Origin of the sequence: Bacteroides mediterraneensis (genome assembly GCF_025993685.1) — a bacterium.
Taxonomy (GTDB): domain Bacteria; phylum Bacteroidota; class Bacteroidia; order Bacteroidales; family Bacteroidaceae; genus Phocaeicola; species Phocaeicola mediterraneensis_A.
Genome location: NZ_DAJPEN010000001.1, coordinates 1181470 through 1202210, shown reverse-complemented (window position 1 = coordinate 1202210; position 20741 = coordinate 1181470). Strand labels below are relative to the sequence as shown.

At 48.9% G+C, this 20741-nt stretch carries 16 protein-coding genes and 1 tRNA gene; 11 read left to right on the top strand and 6 right to left on the bottom strand.

The genetic code is table 11. From position 1 onward, the window contains the following. Nucleotides 1-19: 19 nt before the first annotated feature. The gene (locus OIM59_RS04740; RefSeq protein WP_303895419.1) at nt 20-1639 is read left to right on the top strand and encodes an IS66 family transposase; all 1620 of its coding nucleotides are present in this window, start codon (nt 20-22) and stop codon (nt 1637-1639) included. A 207-nt stretch (nt 1640-1846) separates the two neighbouring features. Here OIM59_RS04740 and OIM59_RS04735 read toward each other — a convergent pair. Beyond that, nucleotides 1847-1920 (bottom strand) — tRNA-Asp (locus OIM59_RS04735). Nucleotides 1921-2184: 264 nt separating this feature from the next. Here OIM59_RS04735 and hisH point away from each other — a divergent pair. From hisH to lysA, 7 genes are all read left to right on the top strand, one after another. After that, entirely contained in the window at nt 2185-2775 is a 591-nt protein-coding gene (gene hisH, locus OIM59_RS04730; RefSeq protein WP_299167814.1) for an imidazole glycerol phosphate synthase subunit HisH, read from the top strand. A gap of 31 nt (nt 2776-2806) precedes the next feature. Then, a complete protein-coding gene (hisA, locus tag OIM59_RS04725; protein ID WP_299167818.1) occupies nt 2807-3529 on the top strand; it encodes a 1-(5-phosphoribosyl)-5-[(5-phosphoribosylamino)methylideneamino]imidazole-4-carboxamide isomerase in 723 nt (240 codons plus the stop codon). A 22-nt stretch (nt 3530-3551) separates the two neighbouring features. Further along, the gene (gene hisF / locus OIM59_RS04720) at nt 3552-4307 is read left to right on the top strand and encodes an imidazole glycerol phosphate synthase subunit HisF (RefSeq protein ID WP_299167821.1); all 756 of its coding nucleotides are present in this window, start codon (nt 3552-3554) and stop codon (nt 4305-4307) included. A 40-nt stretch (nt 4308-4347) separates the two neighbouring features. Continuing rightward, nucleotides 4348-4959, top strand: a complete 612-nt coding sequence (gene hisIE, locus OIM59_RS04715) for a bifunctional phosphoribosyl-AMP cyclohydrolase/phosphoribosyl-ATP diphosphatase HisIE (RefSeq protein WP_299167824.1) — start codon at nt 4348-4350, stop codon at nt 4957-4959. An 8-nt stretch (nt 4960-4967) separates the two neighbouring features. Continuing rightward, nucleotides 4968-5648, top strand: a complete 681-nt coding sequence (locus tag OIM59_RS04710) for a cell division ATP-binding protein FtsE (protein ID WP_299167827.1) — start codon at nt 4968-4970, stop codon at nt 5646-5648. Between the two features lie 115 nt (nt 5649-5763). Next, entirely contained in the window at nt 5764-7089 is a 1326-nt protein-coding gene (locus tag OIM59_RS04705) for an aspartate kinase (RefSeq protein WP_022353823.1), read from the top strand. Nucleotides 7090-7188: 99 nt separating this feature from the next. Continuing rightward, nucleotides 7189-8349: a diaminopimelate decarboxylase gene (lysA, locus tag OIM59_RS04700; RefSeq protein WP_299167831.1), complete on the top strand. Its 1161-nt coding sequence runs from the start codon at nt 7189-7191 to the stop codon at nt 8347-8349. Nucleotides 8350-8357: 8 nt separating this feature from the next. On the opposite strand, the gene OIM59_RS04695 is transcribed toward lysA, so the two are convergent. Next, entirely contained in the window at nt 8358-10547 is a 2190-nt protein-coding gene (locus tag OIM59_RS04695) for a DUF5686 family protein (RefSeq protein ID WP_299167833.1), read from the bottom strand. Nucleotides 10548-10663: 116 nt separating this feature from the next. Here OIM59_RS04695 and OIM59_RS04690 point away from each other — a divergent pair, with 116 nt between their 5' ends. Together OIM59_RS04690 and OIM59_RS04685 are read left to right on the top strand one after the other, a co-directional pair. Further along, entirely contained in the window at nt 10664-11365 is a 702-nt protein-coding gene (locus tag OIM59_RS04690; RefSeq protein ID WP_148327775.1) for a Crp/Fnr family transcriptional regulator, read from the top strand. Nucleotides 11366-11578: 213 nt separating this feature from the next. Next, nucleotides 11579-12916: a DUF3667 domain-containing protein gene (locus OIM59_RS04685; protein ID WP_299167837.1), complete on the top strand. Its 1338-nt coding sequence runs from the start codon at nt 11579-11581 to the stop codon at nt 12914-12916. Between the two features lie 9 nt (nt 12917-12925). On the opposite strand, the gene OIM59_RS04680 is transcribed toward OIM59_RS04685, so the two are convergent. The 3 genes from OIM59_RS04680 to pheT all read right to left on the bottom strand — a co-directional run bounded on the left by OIM59_RS04680 (nt 12926) and on the right by pheT (nt 16728). Continuing rightward, nucleotides 12926-13168 (bottom strand): TIGR03905 family TSCPD domain-containing protein, encoded by a 243-nt coding sequence (locus OIM59_RS04680; protein ID WP_022353818.1) that lies wholly within the window; start codon nt 13166-13168, stop codon nt 12926-12928. Nucleotides 13169-13247: 79 nt separating this feature from the next. Then, a complete protein-coding gene (locus OIM59_RS04675) occupies nt 13248-13985 on the bottom strand; it encodes a YebC/PmpR family DNA-binding transcriptional regulator (protein ID WP_022353817.1) in 738 nt (245 codons plus the stop codon). A 280-nt stretch (nt 13986-14265) separates the two neighbouring features. Next, nucleotides 14266-16728 (bottom strand): phenylalanine--tRNA ligase subunit beta, encoded by a 2463-nt coding sequence (gene pheT, locus OIM59_RS04670; protein ID WP_299167842.1) that lies wholly within the window; start codon nt 16726-16728, stop codon nt 14266-14268. 456 nt (nt 16729-17184) lie between these two features. Here pheT and OIM59_RS04665 point away from each other — a divergent pair, with 456 nt between their 5' ends. Beyond that, nucleotides 17185-19008 (top strand): alpha-L-fucosidase, encoded by a 1824-nt coding sequence (locus tag OIM59_RS04665; protein WP_299167844.1) that lies wholly within the window; start codon nt 17185-17187, stop codon nt 19006-19008. A gap of 76 nt (nt 19009-19084) precedes the next feature. On the opposite strand, the gene dnaB is transcribed toward OIM59_RS04665, so the two are convergent. After that, nucleotides 19085-20647: a replicative DNA helicase gene (gene dnaB / locus OIM59_RS04660; RefSeq protein ID WP_299167847.1), complete on the bottom strand. Its 1563-nt coding sequence runs from the start codon at nt 20645-20647 to the stop codon at nt 19085-19087. Nucleotides 20648-20741: the final 94 nt, after the last annotated feature.

Here is a 20741-nt window from a genome sequence, read left to right as displayed (position 1 = left end):
TATAAAGAGATAGAAACGGATGATTCAGCAGGATACAATGGAACAGATAATCAGGAGTCAGCAGGAGCAGATAGCCGGTCTCCTGGAGGCCAACCGTTCCCTTGTCGAATCCAACGGGAAACTGCTGGAACAGACGGATGCGCTGCAACGGAAGATACAGGAACTGCTCTCACAGATAGCATGGCTGAACCGTCAGCTTTTCGGGCGGAGAAGTGAGAAGCTGGCAGCCCTGGATCCCAACCAGCTTTCCCTGTTCGATCCCGTTCCTGTAACCGGACAGAGTGAAGACATCCGGGAAGAGGACAGCAGCGCAGCGGTTCCTTCAAAAGTAAAGCCCGATGGAAAGAAGAAGGAATCCCGGCGTAACCGCGAACTCCTGGAGGGACTGCCGGTAGTTGAAGTGGTGATTGAACCCGATCGGGTGGATTTGGACCGTTACAGACGGATCGGCGAGGAACGTACCCGTACGCTGGAATTTGAACCGGGCAGGCTGTATGTAAAGGAGACTGTCCGTCCCAAATATGGACTGAAAGACAACCTGAGTCTTCCCAAGGAAGGTGAAAGCGGCGTAATCATTGCTCCGCTTCCACCTTCTCCTGTTTACAAATGTCTGGCCGGTTCCACCATGCTGGCCGAAATGCTCCTGCAGAAATACGAATATCACGTTCCATTCTACAGGCAGGTCAAGGAGTTCCGCCATCTGGGTGTCCGTCTTTCCGAAAGCACATTGAGCGGCTGGTTCAAGCCTGTGTGTGAACTGCTGAGACCACTTTATGACGAGCTGGTCCGGCTGGTTGTCGGCTGCGGATATGTTCAGGCGGACGAGACCACTGTAAGGGTGATCAGCAAGGGAAAGGGGAAGGCCGACAAGGAGTATCTGTGGATGGTCAGGGCGGTCATGGAAAAGCTGGTCATCTTCCATTACGATGACGGCTCCCGTTCGGGACAGACGATAAGGAAACTGCTGAAGGACTTCAAGGGATATCTGCAGAGTGACGGTTACAGTGCCTACAATGTATTTGAAGGTACTGAAGGAGTGTGCCTCATAGCCTGCCTGGCCCATATCAGACGTCATTTTGAGATGGCTCTGGAGGAAAACAGAGGTCTGGCGGAGCATGCCTTGAAAATAATACAGGAGATTTATCGGACAGAGCACTTTGCCGACTCCCGGAAATATACGCCGGAAGAACGGCGTGAACTGCGGAACCGTCAGTCCGCCCCCCTGCTGGATTCCTTTGAAAAGTGGATGGAAAGCACATATATCAAGGTTCCGCCCAAAAGCCGGATGGGACAGGCCATCTCCTATGCGTATCCGTTATGGCCCAGAATGAAGGCCTGTCTCAAAGACGGCAATATAAAGATAGACAATAATCTGGCCGAAAATGCGATACGTCCTCTGACGCTCTCAAGAAAGAACTTCCTCTTTTGTGGGAATCATGGGGCTGCGGAAAATACAGCGGTCATCTGTTCATTGCTTGCCACCTGCAAGTCACAGGAAGTCAATCCAAGAGAATGGCTGAATGATGTCATTGCCAGGCTTCCATATTATCAGAAAAAAGACTCCGGCAAAGATATCCGGGAACTGCTTCCGGATGTCTGGAAGTTGAAGAAGTCCAACGAAAATCCAATTGAAGTCTAATAGAGATACAATATAGAATAGCAAACTCTTCCTGTCAACTTTATATTCGTTGATAAGAAGAGTTTGTTGTTTTATGAATCTACAATGTGTATTTTATCGGATGCTTACGATTTTCCAGCCACTCGATTTTACTCCCACCCCGGAAACGAAAAAAGCCCTGATTCTGTTGTGAATCAGAGCTTTTCCTAATTTTGCTTTGTAAGCTTGCGGTGCGTACGGGACTCGAACCCGTGACCCCATGCGTGACAGGCATGTATTCTAACCAACTGAACTAACGCACCATTAAGTTTTTCTTTCGTTGCTTTCTCTCTCGATTGCGGTTGCAAAGGTAGTACAATTTTTTGAACCTGCAATAGCTTCCTGAAAAAAAATTCCAGGGAAGCCACACAAACCAAATATGAGAATTAGGGAAAAGTCCTCTCCACTGCTCCATCTTGTCAGAAAAAGAAAGCAGACACCAAACTTTTCGTTGCGTTTATTAGGAGATTGATTATAATTCGTTACTTTTGCAAAAACAATTTTTTCCTACAAAAAAATAGTACAGAATGAAAATCGCCATCATAAAATACAATGCCGGCAACCTTTTTTCAGTAGACTGTGCCTTGAAACGTCTGGGTGTGGAACCCATCATCACCCACGACAAGGAAACGCTGCTCAGTGCCGACAAGGTCATCTTTCCGGGAGTGGGCGAAGCGCGCACTACCATGAATTACTTGAAAGGATGCGGACTGGACCTCCTCATCAAGGACCTCAAGCAACCGGTTCTGGGTATCTGCCTGGGCATGCAGCTGCTCTGCCGCCATTCCGAGGAAGGAGACGTCGACTGTCTGGGCATCTTCGACGCGGATGTGAAGAAATTCCAACCAACCCATCCGGAGGACAAAGTGCCCCACATGGGATGGAACACACTTTCGCATCTCCGCAGTCCGCTGTTCCAAGGACTCAAGGAGGAAGAATTCGTGTATTTCGTCCATAGTTTCTATGTGCCGGTCAACGAGTTTACGGCGGCTACTACGGAATATATCACTCCGTTCAGTGCAGCACTGCACAAGGACAACTTCTATGCCACCCAGTTTCATCCGGAAAAGAGTGGAAAGGTGGGCGAATGTATCCTGCGCAACTTCCTGAATCTTTAATGTCTCACTCAATTTGCATCAAAAACATCCTATGATAGAACTTATTCCTGCCATCGATGTCATCGACGGCAAATGCGTACGACTTTCACAAGGAGACTACCAGTCGAAAAAAGTATACAACGAGAATCCGGTGGAAGTGGCCAAAATGTTTGAGGCACACGGCATCCGTCGGCTACACGTGGTAGACCTGGACGGAGCGGCTTCCAAACACATCGTAAATTACAAGGTACTGGAGGCGCTGGCCGGACAGACTTCACTGGTCATCGACTTCGGTGGAGGTATCAAAAGTGATGAAGACTTGCACATTGCTTTCGAGAGCGGGGCACAGATGGTCACCCTGGGCAGCATTGCCGTAAAGGAACCGGATACGTTCGGCCGATGGATGGAGGTTTATGGCAGTGAACGGATTATCCTGGGAGCGGATGCCAAGGACGGAAAAATCGCCGTGAACGGCTGGCTGGAATGTAGCCGGATGGAACTGATGCCGTTCCTCGACGAATACATCCGAAAAGGGGTCACGAAAGTGCTCTGTACGGACATCTCCCGCGACGGCATGCTCAACGGACCGTCCATCCACTTGTACAAGGAAATTATCCAGGCTTATCCCGACCTGCACCTGATTGCCAGCGGAGGTATCAGCGGCATGAAGGACATTGAAGCACTGGAAGAGGCCGGCATCCCGGCGGTGGTATTCGGAAAGGCTTTTTACGAGGGGCGCATCACCCTGCAGGATTTAAAGGCTTTCCTTCCTTAAAACTTATTCAAAAAACAAAACTATGTTAGCAAAGAGAATCATACCTTGTCTGGACATCAAGGACGGACAGACAGTGAAGGGAACCAACTTCGTCAACCTGCGGCAGGCCGGCGACCCGGTAGAACTGGGAAAGGCATACAGCGAACAAGGGGCGGACGAGCTGGTATACCTGGACATTACGGCCAGCCACGAGGGCCGGAAAACATTTACGGAACTGGTGAAACGCATCTCGGCGGAAATCAATATCCCGTTTACGGTGGGAGGCGGCATCCATGAACTGAGCGACGTGGAACGGCTTCTGAACGCCGGAGCGGACAAGGTGTCCATCAACTCCTCTGCCCTCCGCAACCCGCAACTCATTGATGACATTGCTCTCCATTTCGGCTCACAGGTATGCGTGGTGGCCATCGATGCACGCCAGACTCCGCAGGGGTGGAAATGTTACCTCAACGGAGGACGGCTGGAGACCGACCGTTTCCTGATGGAATGGGCGGAAGAGGCCAACCGCCGGGGCGCAGGAGAAATCCTGTTCACGAGCATGGACCACGACGGAGTGAAGGAAGGCTATGCCAATGAGGCACTGGCTGAACTGGCTGAACGACTGACCATCCCGGTCATCGCTTCGGGAGGCGCCGGAAAGAAAGAACACTTCCGCGATGCGTTTACGCTGGGAAAAGCCAACGCCGCACTCGCTGCCAGCGTTTTTCACTTCGGAGAGATACGGATTCCCGAATTAAAAGGTTACCTTTGCAAAGAAGGCGTCACCGTGCGCAGATAAAAACATGTTTAACCACTTATTATATATTAAATAAAGAATTATGGAACTGGATTTCGAGAAAATGAATGGCCTGATTCCGGCCATCATCCAAGATAACTACACACAGAAAGTGTTGATGCTGGGCTTCATGAACAAGGAAGCCTACGAGAAGACCGTGGAAACGGGAAAGGTGACTTTCTTCAGCCGTACGAAAAACCACTTGTGGACCAAAGGTGAACAGAGCGGCAACTTCCTGCACGTGGTATCCATTAAGGCAGACTGCGACAACGACACCTTGCTCATCATGGTACACCCGGACGGCCCTGTCTGTCATACAGGCACCGACACTTGCTGGGGTGAAAAGAACGAGCAGGACATCATGTTCCTGAAGGAACTGCAGGATTTCATTGACCGACGCCGCCAGGAGATGCCGGATAAATCCTACACGACCAGCCTGTTCAATTCGGGCGTCAACAAGATGGCGCAGAAAGTGGGCGAAGAAGCAGTGGAAACGGTCATTGAGGCCTGCAACGGTACCGACGAACGGTTGATTTACGAGGGAGCCGACCTGCTGTACCACCTGATTGTATTGCTCACCTACAAGGGATACCGCATTGAAGACTTGGCCCGTGAACTGAAAGAACGCCACAGCGCGAACTGGAAAAAACATTAATGGAAAGAATGGAAGCACAACCGCTTATCACATATCAGCATGTCAGCATCAGCCTGCAGGGACAGGAAATTCTTTCGGATGTGAACTTCGAACTGAAGAAGGGGGAATTTGTCTACCTTATCGGAAAGGTGGGCAGCGGAAAATCAACTTTCCTGAAGACCCTCTACGGGGAAGTGGAAATCGACAACGGAGAGGCTCAGGTATTGGGATATCCTGTCCGACACATGAAAAGGAAAGACCTCCCTACCCTGCGCCGGAAACTGGGTATCGTGTTTCAGGACTTCCAGCTGCTGACCGACCGTACCGTACACGAGAACCTGAAATTCGTGCTCAAGGCTACGGGATGGAAAAACCGTGTGGAAATAGAAAAACGCATCGAAGAGGTGCTCCGACAGGTGGGCATGGAAAACAAAGGGTACAAAATGCCCAACGAACTTTCCGGAGGTGAACAGCAACGTATTGTCATCGCACGGGCCATCCTGAACCAGCCGGACATCATCCTGGCCGACGAACCGACGGGAAATCTCGATGTGGAAACCGGCCGGCACATCGTGGAACTGTTACAAGACATTTGCCGGCAAGGGTCGGCCATCATCATGACCACGCACAACCTGAACCTGCTGTCGGAATACCCAGGAAAAGTGTATAAATGTGAGCACCATCGCCTGACAGAAACCGCAAATTCATAAAAAAGACAAAGGAGTAAAAGGAATTTTGCCAAAATGAACTTAAAATAGGGTTTTTATTACTACATTTGCTCCCGAAAATAATTAATTATAAAACATTTTAAATTCGAAACGTAAAATGAAAGTTTTAAAGTTTGGAGGTACATCCGTAGGTTCCGCACAAAGAATGAAGGATGTGGCCAAATTAATCAATGACGGCGAACAGAAAATTGTAGTCCTGTCTGCCATGTCGGGTACGACGAACACATTGGTTGAAATTTCGGATTATCTGTACAAGAAAAATCCAGAAGGTGCAAATGAAATCATCAATAGACTGGAATCTAAATACAAACAGCACATTGATGAGTTGTATTCTACCGAAGAATATAAGCAGAAGACACTGGATTTTGTGAAATCGGTTTTTGATTACATTCGTTCCTACACGAAAGACATATTTACACTCTTTGAAGAAAAAGTCATCCTGGCACAGGGAGAAATCATCTCTACAAACATGGTGACAAATTATTTGTGCGAACAGGGCGTGAAGGCGGTACTGATTCCGGCACTGGAATACATGCGCACGGACAAAAACAGTGAACCGGACCTGACATACATCCGCGAGAAACTGAACGCACAGCTGGAAGCCAATCCGGGTTATGAGATTTATATCACGCAGGGATTTATCTGCCGCAACGCATACGGTGAAATCGACAACTTGCAGCGCGGAGGAAGCGACTATACGGCTTCTCTGATTGGGGCAGCCATCAACGCGTCTGAAATCCAGATTTGGACGGACATCGACGGTATGCACGACAATGATCCGCGCGTAGTGGACAAGACGTCTCCTGTCCGTCAGCTACACTTTGAAGAGGCTGCCGAACTGGCTTACTTCGGTGCCAAGATTCTGCATCCAACCTGCATCCAGCCGGCCAAATATGCCAACATTCCGGTACGTCTGCTGAACACCATGGAACCATCGGCTCCGGGTACGCTGATTTCAAACGATACAGAAAAAGGCAAAATCAAGGCAGTAGCTGCCAAAGACAACATCACAGCCATCAAAATCAAATCCAGCCGTATGCTGCTGGCTCACGGTTTCCTGCGCAAGGTGTTCGAAATCTTCGAAAGCTACCAGACGGCCATCGACATGGTTTGTACTTCAGAAGTAGGTGTATCCATGTCTATCGACAACACGAAGCACTTGAATGAGATTGTGAACGACCTGAAGAAATACGGTACTGTCACGGTAGACCATGACATGTGTATCGTTTGCGTAGTGGGCGACCTGGAATGGGAAAACGTAGGATTCGAAGCCAAGGCACTCGATGCCATGCGCGAAATCCCGGTGCGTATGATTTCATTCGGCGGAAGCAACTACAACATCTCTTTCCTGATTCGGGAGGCAGACAAGAAGAGAGCGCTTCAGTCATTGAGCGACGTGCTGTTCAACGGCAACAAGAAGTAAAAAACATTTCTATACAGCGAAAAGCGGAGGATACGGTCAGTAAAAACCGCATCGTCCGCTTTTTTATCCCCTATATCAATCAAAAACAACTAAACTCACATGAAAGCAAATTTTCCAATAACACGTTTCAGGGAACTTGAAACCCCGTTTTATTATTATGACGCGAACCTGCTGCGTGAAACCTTGGACAAAATCAAGGAAGAAGCAGGGAGATATAACAAATTCTGTGTGCATTATGCCGTAAAAGCCAATGCCAATCCCAAAATCCTGCGTATCATCCGCGAAAGCGGACTGGGAGCCGACTGTGTGAGCGGCGGAGAAATTCAGGCAGCCATCCAAGCCGGATTCCCGGCCAGCAAGATTGTCTATGCCGGCGTGGGAAAGACTGACAAGGAAATCAATCTGGGACTGGATTATGACATTTTCTGCTTCAACGTGGAGTCCATTCCGGAACTGGAGGTCATCAATGAACTGGCTGCGGCAAAGAACAAGATTGCCCGCGTAGCATTCCGTATCAATCCGGATGTAGGTGCACATACGCATGCCAACATCACTACCGGTCTGGCAGAAAACAAATTCGGCATCAGCATGCAGGACATGGACCACATCATTGACCTGGCATTGGAGATGAAAAACGTGAAGTTCGTGGGACTACATTTCCACATCGGTTCACAGATTCTCGACATGGGCGATTTCGTGGCACTCTGCAACCGCGTGAACGAACTGCAGGAAAAACTTTATGCCCGCCAGATTATCGTGGAACACATCAACGTGGGAGGCGGACTGGGCATCGACTATGCACATCCTAACCGCCAGCCGATTCCGGACTTCGCCGAGTACTTCGCTACCTATCACAAGCACCTGCGCCTGCGCCCGCAACAGACACTCCATTTTGAGCTGGGACGCTCGGTAGTGGGACAATGCGGAAGCCTCATCACCAAAGTGACTTACGTGAAACAAGGCACAAACAAGCAGTTCGCCATCGTAGACGCGGGTATGACCGACCTGATTCGTCCGGCTTTGTACCAGGCTTACCACAAGATTGAAAACCTGACCTCGGAAGAACCTGTAGAAACCTACGACGTGGTAGGGCCTATCTGTGAATCATCCGACGTGTTCGGCAAGGCCATCGACCTGAACAAGGTACACCGCGGCGACCTCATTGCCCTGCGTTCGGCCGGAGCTTACGGAGAAATCATGGCCTCAGGCTACAACTGCCGTCCGCTTCCGCAAGGCTACACATCGGACGAGCTGGTGTAAGCAGATACTTATTTATTGAATAATTCGAAGGTAAATTTACATCCCACGGAGGTAAATTTACCTTTTTCGTTTCCGATAAACACACCGGCATCGAAAAGGTGGGTGGCGAAACCATATCCAAACTCCAGATAAGGATTCAGATGAGGCATAAACAGAATGCCTGCATAAATCCGTTCTTTCTGAATGAAAGACAACAGACGGGACACCGGATACAGGAGAATAAAGGGAGCCTCAAAGGTCATGTTTCCCCGCAAATAGTGACTGGATGCATTGTACCAACGCCCATCCAGCATCTGGAAAGTACCGCCGATGTCGTCGTTCCAGCCCTGCGGCAGATTCAGATTGGCAAAATGCACGTAATCCACGAAGTACATATCCGACTGGTTTGTAAACATTCCGCCTCCAATATGATAGGCTATCGAACGAACATTTTTCAGGCGGATAACCTGCTCCACCGAACATTCGATACGCTCATACGTGCCTGAGTTTTTCAATAACCTGACTCCTCTTTCATAATCCAGCATAAAAGTCGGATAATATGAACCCACATTGATTTTTCGGTTTCCGTTCATGTAATAATACATCCCCGGCGTCCATTCCAGACGGATACGAGGGGCAAAACTGTTGTAACGGGAACGGACACGGGCTTCTACTTCCGGCGTACTCTTGGTATACCGCCAGTGCATGGCCACCCCTGTACCCAGTTTCAGTCCGTTGCACAGTTCAATGTTGTGCGACACGTCCACATACACATCCTTAAAATAATCCAATTCAAGTCCTTCAAACGAAAACGTACTGTCCGGCATTTCCTTCAGCTGGTCGAGCACCACACTACTGTAAATGCGGTTACCGTTTCCAGCATGCACTTCAATAGAACCCAACCTCCGGGGATTATAGAAATATTCCACGTCTGCCTTGGCATAGAGTTCTTTCTTGGTAAAGTTATAACCAATCTGGGGAGCGATACGCAACAAACGCCCGTCGTGAAACAGTTTGTTGTATTTGAATACCTGACGGTACGAAATCCCGTTACGATGACTGTAACTCACCAGCAACGGATTAATAATCGGAGAACAGTTGATACTTCCCACCCGCGACAGGTCGATGTCGTAACTGCTGATCAAGGCATCCCCTATCTGCCCGAGGAACACCATGTTCTTTTTGAACTTCGTAGGGGGAGGCTTCAAAGTATCTGCCTCCCGCTGACGCCTCCGTTCATCCGCCATCCGGTAAAGCGAATCTTCATACGACGACAAAGGAATCGGACGGATACGGTTGAATGAATCCCGTTCTACCACCAAGCGACTGGTATCACAGGTCAGCGTATAAGAATTAGAGAGGTTATGGTCATCCGTCTTCTTCCCAATCCATTCCTCTCCAGGCTTCCGATACGTTACCGAGGAATAGCGCATCCATCCCGTATATTTCATCTCCAGGTGATTTTTCAGGAACTTAAAATTCAAATCCAGGTTCATCAGAACCGGAAGATATTTGGTATCCTCCTCCTCTCCCATCTGCATGTCCAGATGAAACCGTATCAGGTCGTACCGTCCTTTCAGGCTCATTCTCCGGATGGTCCAGTCGGAGGAGGACAGCCACAACACTCCCTCCACCAGCTGAGTACTCCGATAACGTGGCAGCACCCGAATGCAATACAATTCTCCTTCCAGCCTGGGCTCCACACTCTCCAGCAGATAACGATAATGTACCCGTGCTTTTTCGTTCAAGGGCGACAATAACTTGTTACCCATCAAAGAAGGAGCATAAATATTAAACTTCATGTAGTCTATCACATCGAAAATCTGTCCGCTGTAGCTGGGGAAAGTAGTGGACATGGCTCTTACCTTCCGGTCGATAAGACCTGGAGCCGTATATTGAAGATCACTGATAGACTCATGTACATAATCTTTCACCCCTTTTTCCAAGCGAAACATGGAAGGTACATAGCGGATAATGCGGTTTTGCTTGTGCACAGTGAGATGTCCTTTCAAATATAAATCAGCTTTATAACTCTTCACCTCATGCGAATAGATGGAAGCAGAATGGAACATGCGTTCCAGAACGGAATCAGGCACCAAAGGTTTGAGAGGAAGAGCCGGAGCGTTATCACGCGCCATTCCCCGTTGCGGGACACCAGCCAACAGGCATACAACCCATAGTCCCCACAAAACCCCATATAAGGCTTTTCCTATTCTCATATCCAAGGCAAATATATAATAAAGCCCTGTTTTAAGGGTATTTTTTACAATGAAAAAATAATATTTTCAATTTTTCTTTCTATCTTTGTGCTAAATAACATGGTTTTGGAACATTTATGGTAAAAAAGGAATTAACAGAAGCTGAGATTGCCGAAAGTATACCAGATTTATGGCAACCATTGACCCAGCAACAACGCGAATTGCTCGCTCAAAACTTCACAATTCAAAAATACAAAAAGAACGAAACAATTTACTGTGAAGGAGAGACTCCGGAGAACTTAATGTGCCTGCTGAACGGAAAAGTCAAGATTTATAAAGACGGTGTAGGAGGAAGAAGCCAAATCATTCGCGTTATTAAAAACAAAGAATATTTTGCTTACCGTGCTTATTTTGCGGAAGAAAACTTCGTAACTGCCGCAGCCGCCTTTGAACCTTGTACCATGTGTCTGATTCCCATGCCAATCATCGTCCAGCTGATTATGGAAAATGCGGAACTGGCCATGTTCTTTATCAAACAATTATCGAAGGACTTGGGTATTTCTGATGAAAGAACAGTAAACCTCACACAGAAACACATCCGCGGACGTCTGGCTGAATCTCTGCTTTTCCTGAAAGAGACCTACGGAGTGGAAGAAGACCAGTGTACGCTGAGCATCTATCTTTCGAGAGAAGACTTGGCCAACCTTTCCAACATGACTACTTCCAATGCCATCCGTACGTTATCAAACTTTGCTGCTGAAAAACTGATTATCATCGACGGACGAAAAATAAAGCTTATCGATGAAGAAAAGCTGAAGAAAATAAGCAAAATTGGTTAACCTCATACCGCATGCCGAAAGGCCTTCCCCGCAGTTATATTGATTCCCAAGAATTATCCCATACAGAAGGAAACAATATAACTGCTTTTTTATTCCCCTGATTGCTCAACGGCCCCTCAGACTTTCCATGCTGCTTTTCCTATAAATATTTGCAAAATTCATTTCACCAACGTACTTTTGTGTCAAGATATCAGATTATTCATCTTTACCGACATGGAAAATACCACACACAATACACGGAAAGGAATGGGCTTTCTCGCCCGGATGCGACAGAAACTGACAGAAAGAAAACGCCGGATTATGCGGCTCATTGAACTGAAACGCCTCCAGAGAATCCGCAAAAAGACCGTCCCCGCATACACCTACTGCAAAAATTGCGGCACCAAACTGGAAGGAATGTACTGCCATTGCTGCGGACAATATGCTCTCGACATCTACCAGCCGTTCTGGAAATATTTCAAGCAATACTTTGAAAATGTCTACCAGTTCGACAGCAAAATCTGGCAGACCTTATGGTTCATGTTCACCCGCCCGGGCTTTCTGACCAACGAATTCAATGCCGGGAAAATCAATTCCTACGTGCATCCTTTCCGCCTTTACATGTGCATCTCCGTGGTCTTTTTCACCCTCTTTTTCATGCTGGCCTCCGACAAGGCCAATCAGGCCCTGCAAGCTGTAGACTCTCTGAGCATCAGTGACGAAGTAGTTCAACAGCTCAACTCTGAAGCTGCCCTCCCCGATACCAGCGTCTACTTGTATCAGGGGCCGGAACTCGTTCAGGCTTTGCAGGAAAGAGGGGTCACCCGAACCGACAAACTGTTTCAGGTACAACGCTTGGACGACCGTTTCTCTCTTTCCTATGTACGGATGCCAAAGCTGGTAGCCGACTCTTGTCTCCGTGAAAGCACCCTCCGGGAAAAAGACCTGAAAACCATTCTGAACCTCCAGGAAGTGAAGACCTCACAACTGGACAGTCTGCTGAAAGAAAAAGAAATCAGCTCGGAATCCATGCAAGCTGCCCTCCACTTCCAGACCGACTCCGCCGGAAACGCCCTCACACCCGTGTACGAATGGACTGCGGACAATCCCGATGAGGCAGAACAGCTCCGCCGGGAATCCTTCCTCAACCAGCTCATAGGAGGCTTGTCCAAATGGACGCCCCTCTATATGATGTTCCTTTTGCCGCTGTTCGCCTGGCTTCTGCAAGGTCTGTTCCGCAAATCACGGTATCCCTACATGTGGCATTTCGTACATGCCATTCATCTGAATACCGTGTTCCTGATACTGTTGCCCATCCCGCTGATTCCCCTGCTGACAGAGAAAAACTTTCTGGATGCCTTCAGAGGAGACATGCCCCTCTACACACTGGCTGTTTTCCTCATAGGTATGTTTATCTATACCTACATTTCACTGCACACCGTGTACCACCGTGGCTGGGTCAGAACCTTCTTCAAAACCGTGGGCTTGCTGAGCCTGTTCACGTTCCTGTCCCTCGTCATCGCCGGTATCCTGCTCATCGTGCTGCTTTCCTCACTTTCGGAGGAGATTTAAAAAAGCCTCTCAGCGTATCTCACGCAAGGCCTTGCAAAGCTGGTCGGGGCAGGAAGTGGGCTTTCCCCCGCAACGGATACCTTCCAGGCGGGCAATCACGTCGTCCACTTTCATCCCCTTTACCAGTGAAGAGATACCTTGCAGGTTGCCGTTGCATCCGCCTGTAAAATGTACGTCCTTTACAATTCCGTTTTCCACTTCCACGTCAATCTGGGAACTACAGGTCCCCGTCGTTCTGTAACTGTATTTCATACTATTGTCTTTTTTACGTATAAAAAAGAACGGAGTACCTGATGAAGCACTCCGTCCGTAATGTATGTAATGAGAAAAATTATTCTGCGTCCTCTTCCGGTTTCATGTTCGTGTAAACCGTCTGTACATCGTCGAATTCTTCCAGACGTTCTACCATCTTGTCGATTGTCTCACGCTGTTCCGGAGTCACATCCTTCAGGTCGTTCGGGATGTAAGTGAAATCACCACCGACATCTTCGAAGCCACATTCTTCCAAGTGCTTCTGGATGGCTGCATAGCTCTTCGGGTCACCGTAGATAGTGATGGTACCTTCTTCCGGATCTTCATCATATTCATCTTCTACGTTGTAGTCAATCAGGTCCAGAATCAGTTCTTCCATATCGATACCGTCTTTCTTCTTGAAAGTGAACACACACTTGTGGTCAAACAAGAAAGCCAGTGAACCGGTAGTACCCAAGTTACCGCCAAATTTGTTGAATACGGAACGTACGTCGGCTACCGTACGAGTCGTGTTGTCTGTCAAAGTGTCTACGAATACGGCAATTCCGTGAGGACCGTATCCTTCGTAAGTCATGCTCTTGTAATCGCTCTGGTCTTTACCCATTGCATTCTTGATGGCACGTTCGATGTTGTCCTTCGGCATGTTTTCACGCTTACAAGTAGCGATTACCGAACGCAAAGCCGGGTTGTTCTCCGGTTCCGGACCACCAGCTTTTACTGCAATTGCAATTTGTTTACCCAGACGAGTGAAGGTCTTCGCCATGTGACCCCATCTTTTCAATTTTGTAGCTTTTCTATATTCAAACGCTCTTCCCATTGGATGATATTTTTAAATTTATTTTTAATGAGTTCTCTTTTTATTATGCTGAATGAGCTTCCGGTATTTCCAGTACCCTATTCCGCTAATCAGTAAGCATCCCAAACCGCCCACAATGGCCAATCCATTCTTCCATGGCGCATTGAGAGAAAAATTCCAAAGGACTCTTACAGCCTGAAACGCAAGTACCAAGCCTACGGAGAATGCCGTCAGGCATCTCCGCTTAGCTTTCAGGTCATAATCTGGTTTAATATCGTAACGCATCATTCAGGGCTTTATCTTATCGAAGCACAGCTCCCAACTTGTTCTGCAGGTTGCCAATCAGCTTTTGCATGAACTTGTCAATCTGCTTGTCGTTCAGTGTGGCATTTTCGTCCTGAAGCATGAAGCTTACGGCATAGCTCTTCTTGCCGGCTTCCAGGTTCTTGCCTTCGTACACATCGAACAATTCAACAGACTTCAGCAGCTTCTTGTCGGTTTCGTAAGCAATCTTTTCGATTTCAGCAAACTGTACCTTCTTGTCAATCAGCAAAGCCAAGTCACGTTTTACAGCCGGGAACTTGGAGATTTCCTTGTAGCTTACCACATTGTTCTTGATAGCCTTCATCAGTTCCTTCCAGTTCAGGTCGGCATAATATACTTCATGGTCAATGTCGAACGCCTTCTGAATCTTCTTGCAAACCACACCGAAGGTAGCCAGCAGCTTACCGCCACGAGTGTGTACGGAAATAGCTACCGAGTAAATGTCGTCCGAAAGATTTCCGAATACCAGTCCTCCGAAGTTTACCCCCAGACGACGGAAGATATTCAGCACATAAGCCTTCAGCTCATATACAGACGCATTTTCATCGGCATGTGCCCAAGAGTTGCTTACCCGCTTTCCAGTCAGCCACAAGCCCATGTGCAATTCTTCCGAATAGGCAGCCAGTACCTTTTCCGGATTCTTCTTCTCGGCATGGAAGTGATAACAGTTACCGAACTCGAAGAACTTCAAGTCGGCATTCTTGCGGTTGGCATTGTGCTGGATGCTTTCCAGACCGCCGAAAAGCAGTGTGGCACGCATTACGTTCAAGTCGTTGCTCAACGGATTCATCACACGCACCAAGTTTTCCGGCTTGAACGTTTCCAGTCCGTCATAATAAGCCGCAGCGGTCAGTGAGTTGTTCAGAATCTCATTGAAACCACAACCCACCAGCTGTTCGCCGACCAGGTTCTGCAGTTTCACCGACTTATCTACTTCTCCCTTCACGCTCAAGCTGGACTTCAGCGTAGTGGGGATTTCCACATTATTATATCCATAAATACGAAGAATATCTTCTACCACGTCGCACGGACGCTGTACATCCACCCGATAAGGAGGAACCAGCAACGAAAGACCTTCTGCCGTTTCGTTCACAATCTTCATCTCCAGGCTGGTAACGATGCTCTTCACGGTTTCTACCGGAATCACCTTACCCACCAGTGAGTTGACATAGTCGTAAGAAAGCTCTACCGGGAAATCAGCAATCAGATGCGGATAGTTGTCCTTGATTTCAGAAGCGATTTCTCCTCCAGCCAGTTCCTTCACCAGCAGCGCAGCTTCCTTCAAGGCATAAATCGTAATATTCGGGTCGATGCCACGTTCGAAACGGAAAGAAGAATCCGTACTCAAACCGTGACGACGCGCCGTCTTGCGCACCCAAGTCGGATGGAAATAAGCACTTTCCAGGAACACGTCCGTAGTCGCTTCCGTCGTACCTGAATCCAGTCCGCCAAATACGCCCGCAATACACATCGGCTCTTCCGCGTTGCAAATCATCAGGTCCCTGTCAGACAGCTTGCGTTCCACTTCGTCCAGTGTCACGAACGGAGTTCCTTCAGCACAAGTCTTCACTACAATCTTGCCACCCTTAATCTTATCGGCATCAAAGCAGTGCATCGGCTGACCGTAGGCATGCAGAATGTAGTTGGTAATATCGACGATGTTATTAATCGGACGCACCCCAATCAGACGGAGCTTGTTCTGCAACCATTCCGGACTTTCTTTCACGGTGACGCCCTTGATGGCTACTCCTGCATAACGCGGGCAAGCCTCCGTATTTTCCACTACGATATCGATGTTCATGTCGTGGTTATCCACCTTGAAAGCATCGACCGACGGACGCTTCAATGCAGCCTTATGTCCGTTCTGGATAAGCCATGCATACAAGTCGCGCGCCACACCGTAGTGTGAGCAGGCATCGGCACGGTTCGGGGTGATGTCCACTTCGAGCACATATTCACTCTTGATGTGATAGTAATCCTTGGCAGGTGTACCCGGAACCACATCGTCCGGCAATACGATGATACCTTCGTGGCTTGTGCCCACGCCGATTTCATCTTCGGCACAAATCATACCGTTTGACTCCACACCACGGAGTTTAGACTTCTTGATGGTAAAGCACTGGTCGCCATCGTACAGCTTCGTACCCAGTGTGGCTACAATGACCTTCTGTCCGGCAGCCACGTTCGCCGCGCCGCAGACAATCTGTACAGGCTCTCCCTGCCCCAAGTTGACGGTGGTAATATGCATGTGGTCGGAATTGGGATGCGGTTCGCAAGTCAGCACCTCGCCTACCACAAGGCCTTCCAATCCCCCCTTTATGGTTTGAACTTCTTCCACTCCCCCAGTCTCCAGACCGATGGAAGTCAGTGCGGCTGCCACTTCGTCCGGAGTAAGGTCGAAGTCGACGTATTCTTTCAGCCAGTTATAAGAGATATTCATATCGTATAATTTTTTTATAATATCCTAAGAATGATGCGCAAAGTTATAAAAATTAGATGGAATATTCTAATAAAATCCGCAGATTGCATCAAATTAAGCTGAATGATAAGGTTTTAAAGAGACAAATATTCGACATTCCGCCGTCAAGGAAGCCACATTTTATTTTCATTTCGATTCCGCCCATCCATCCACTATTCTGAAAACTCCTTCATTCTCTATCGCTCGTGCTTACCTTCCTCGGATACTTTCCTAAAATCGGACAATATCCTGCTTTCTACAAAGAAATCCTTGCTCAAAAATCTTTTAATTACAGATTTATTACCGGAAATAGCTGAAAATTGAATGAGTTATATTAATTTTACGCCTAGAATATACAAGAAATGTCCTTATGAAGCATTTTCAAGGACTATTTCATTTATTTATGAAACAAAATCACAATCTGAAAACAATCTCATTATGAAAAAACTACCTCAATTTCTCGCGGCATGCGCACTGCTTTCCCTCCCCATAGGAATGCAGGCACAGCAAGACACTGCCTATTTCGTAAAGCACCTGCCTTTTTCCGGCAATGAAACCATGGAACAGAAAGTATCCATGGCGGCCCGTCTGGTTCCTACGCCTCAGCAGTTGGCCTGGCAACAGATGGAGCTGACGGCCTTCCTGCACTTCGGCATCAACACGTTTACTGACAGGGAATGGGGCGACGGCTCGGAAGATCCGGCACTGTTCAACCCCACCGACCTGGATGCCGAACAATGGGTGAAGACCCTGAAAGAAGCCGGTTTCAAGATGGTATTGCTCACCGCCAAGCACCACGACGGGTTCTGCCTGTGGCCTACCAAGACCACTACTCACTCCGTAGCGTCTTCTCCTTGGAAAAACGGGAAAGGCGATGTGGTCAAGGAACTTCGCGATGCCTGTACCAAATATGACATGAAATTTGGTGTCTACCTGTCACCATGGGACCGGAACGCCAGCTGCTATGGCGATTCTCCTGCCTACAACAAATTCTTCATCGAACAGCTGACCGAACTGCTGACCAACTATGGAGAAGTACACGAAGTATGGTTTGACGGCGCAAACGGAGAAGGTCCCAACGGGAAAAAACAAACCTACGACTGGGATGCCTTCTACAAGACCATCCAGCGCCTGCAACCCAAAGCCGTCATGGCCATCATGGGCGACGACGTACGCTGGGTAGGCAACGAAAAAGGCCTTGGACGCGAAACCGAATGGAGTGCCACGGTTCTGACCCCGGGAATTTACGCCCGCTCGGAAGCAAACAATGCCCGCCTGAAAGTGTACAGTCAGGCCAAAGACCTGGGCAGCCGCGAAATGCTGAAAGATGCCACTGAGCTTTTCTGGTATCCGTCGGAAGTCGACGTATCCATCCGTCCGGGATGGTTCTGGCATGAAGCTGAAAATGACAAGGTAAAAAGTCTGAAGCAACTGTCGGACATCTATTTCCAGTCGGTAGGCTACAACTCTGTCCTCCTGCTGAACATTCCTCCCGACCGTCGGGGACGGATTCATGAAGCCGATGTGGCCCGTCTGAAAGAATTTGCCGCTTACCGCCAAGAAACGTTCAAAGACAACAAAGTGCTCCGTGGAGACCAGCCTTGGGAAGCTCCGCAGGGAGCTGCACGCACCTATGCCGTAAAAAGCCAAAGCCCTATCAACGTGGTGATGCTGCAAGAAGACATCTCCAAAGGACAGAGAGTGGAAGACTTCACCCTCGAAGCTTGGGACAACGGCAGCTGGAAGATTCTGGGAAAAGGAACCACCGTGGGCTACAAACGCATGGTACGCTTTCCTGATACCGTGACCGACTCCTTGAAAGTCACCATCAACCAGAGCCGACTGAACGCGCACATCCAGCAAGTGGCGGCTTACTACGCCCAGCCGCTGGCTGAACAAGGAAGCGCAGCCAACTGGAACAACCTGTCCAGAGACTCCTGGAAGGAGCTGTCGGCTTCCCCGCTGACCATCGACTTGGGAAAGACTGTTACCCTCAAGGCCTTTACCTATGCACCTCTGAACGCAGAAGCCAAACCGACCATGGCCTTCCGCTATAAGTTCTATGTGAGTCAGGATGGGAAGAAATGGAAAGAACTGATCAGCCGCGGAGAGTTCAGCAACATCATGCACAATCCGCTGCCGCAGACCGTGACCCTTCCGCAGGCAGAATCTGCCCGGTTCATCAAACTGGAAGCTACGACTCCCGATGCCACTACCGCCACGGTAGAACTGGAGGAATTCGGGGTGACCGTTGCACAGTAATTCAGAAACAACCCGTATAGATACACCACAGGCGGCCCGCATCAAAGCGAGCCGCCTGTAATATTTTAATTCGGCCTTAAAACGGAACATCCGGCACCGGAGCGCCAAACGGATTATCGGGCATCGGAGGCAAATCAGTGGGTGGAGGCGGAACGAAATCCTGTCCCCCGCCGCTATTCATCTTCGAACGGAGCACCGGAGCCGGCTTTTCCTCACCCGGCATCGGTACAATCATATCGTCGTCCGGATTCTGGAAACGGGCATACTCACCACGGAAGCGCAGCAACACATCGCCTACCGCACCGTTACGATGCTTGGCAATGATGATTTCGGCCATGCCGTGCAAGTCGTTTCCCTTCTCGTCGGTATAAATCTTGTAATATTCCGGACGGTGGATGAAGCACACCATATCGGCATCCTGCTCGATGGCTCCCGACTCACGCAGGTCGCTCAACTGCGGACGCTTCCCGTCAATACCTTCACGGTTCTCCACGCCACGGTTCAACTGGCTCAGGGCCACAATCGGAATATTCAGTTCCTTGGCCAGTCCCTTCAACGAACGCGAGATAGTACTGACCTCTTCCTGACGGCTGCCGAACGACATTCCACTGGCATTCATCAGCTGAAGGTAGTCGATGATTATAATCTTCACCCCGTGCTCACGCACCAGACGGCGCGCCTTGGTTCGCAATTCGAATACAGACAATGACGGCGTATCGTCCACATACAACGGAGCATCATACAGTTCCTTGATTTTATAGTCGAGCTGTCCCCACTCGTAAGGTGCCAGCTGACCGCTCTTGATTTTCTCACCCGGAATCTCACAGACGTTCACAATCAGACGGTTCACCAGCTGCACGTTGCTCATTTCAAGCGAGAACAACGCTACCGGCACCTTGTTGTTCACCGCCATGTTCTTTGCCATGGAAAGCACGAACGCCGTCTTACCCATGGCCGGACGGGCCGCAATGATAATCAGGTCGGAATTCTGCCAGCCCGAAGTCATCTTATCCAACTGATGGAAACCACTCGAAAGTCCGCTCAGACCGTCGGTACGGGCCGCTGCCTTCTGCAACATCTCGTAGGCCTCCTGGATGACCGGATTAATCTGCGTGTAATCCTTCTTCATGTTCTGCTGGGAAATTTCGAAGAGCTTTCCTTCGGCCTCCTGCATCAGGTCGTCCACATCCTGCGTCTCATCGAACGCCTTGGTCTGTATGCTGCTTGTGAAAGAAATCAGTTCACGCGCCAGAAACTTCTGGGCAATGATGCGGGCATGATATTCAATGTGGGCCGACGAAGCCACCTTACCACTCAGCTGCGTGATATAAAACGGTCCGCCCACCTCTTCCAAATCGCCTCGCGAACGCAACTGTTCGGTCACGGTGAGGATATCAATCGGTTTCTGCTGGATGGCCAAGTCAGTAATCGCCGCATAAATCAGCTGGTGCCGGTGTTCGTAGAACGATTCCGGGCGAAGAATCTCGCTCACCAGCGAATACGCATCCTTTTCTATCATCAGTGCACCCAGCACCGCTTCCTCCAGTTCAGGAGCCTGCGGCTGCAAATGCCCATATTCATCCATCGTCTTGGTCTTGGCCGTTTTCGCCACACGTGTATTTCTTCTCGGTTCTGCCATTTGTTTTTTATTTAAGTGGGGCAAAGATACGATTTTTTCCGTGAATCCCGTTTTTCTAAAAACTTTCGTGTATATTTGAGCAACAAAAAACAAA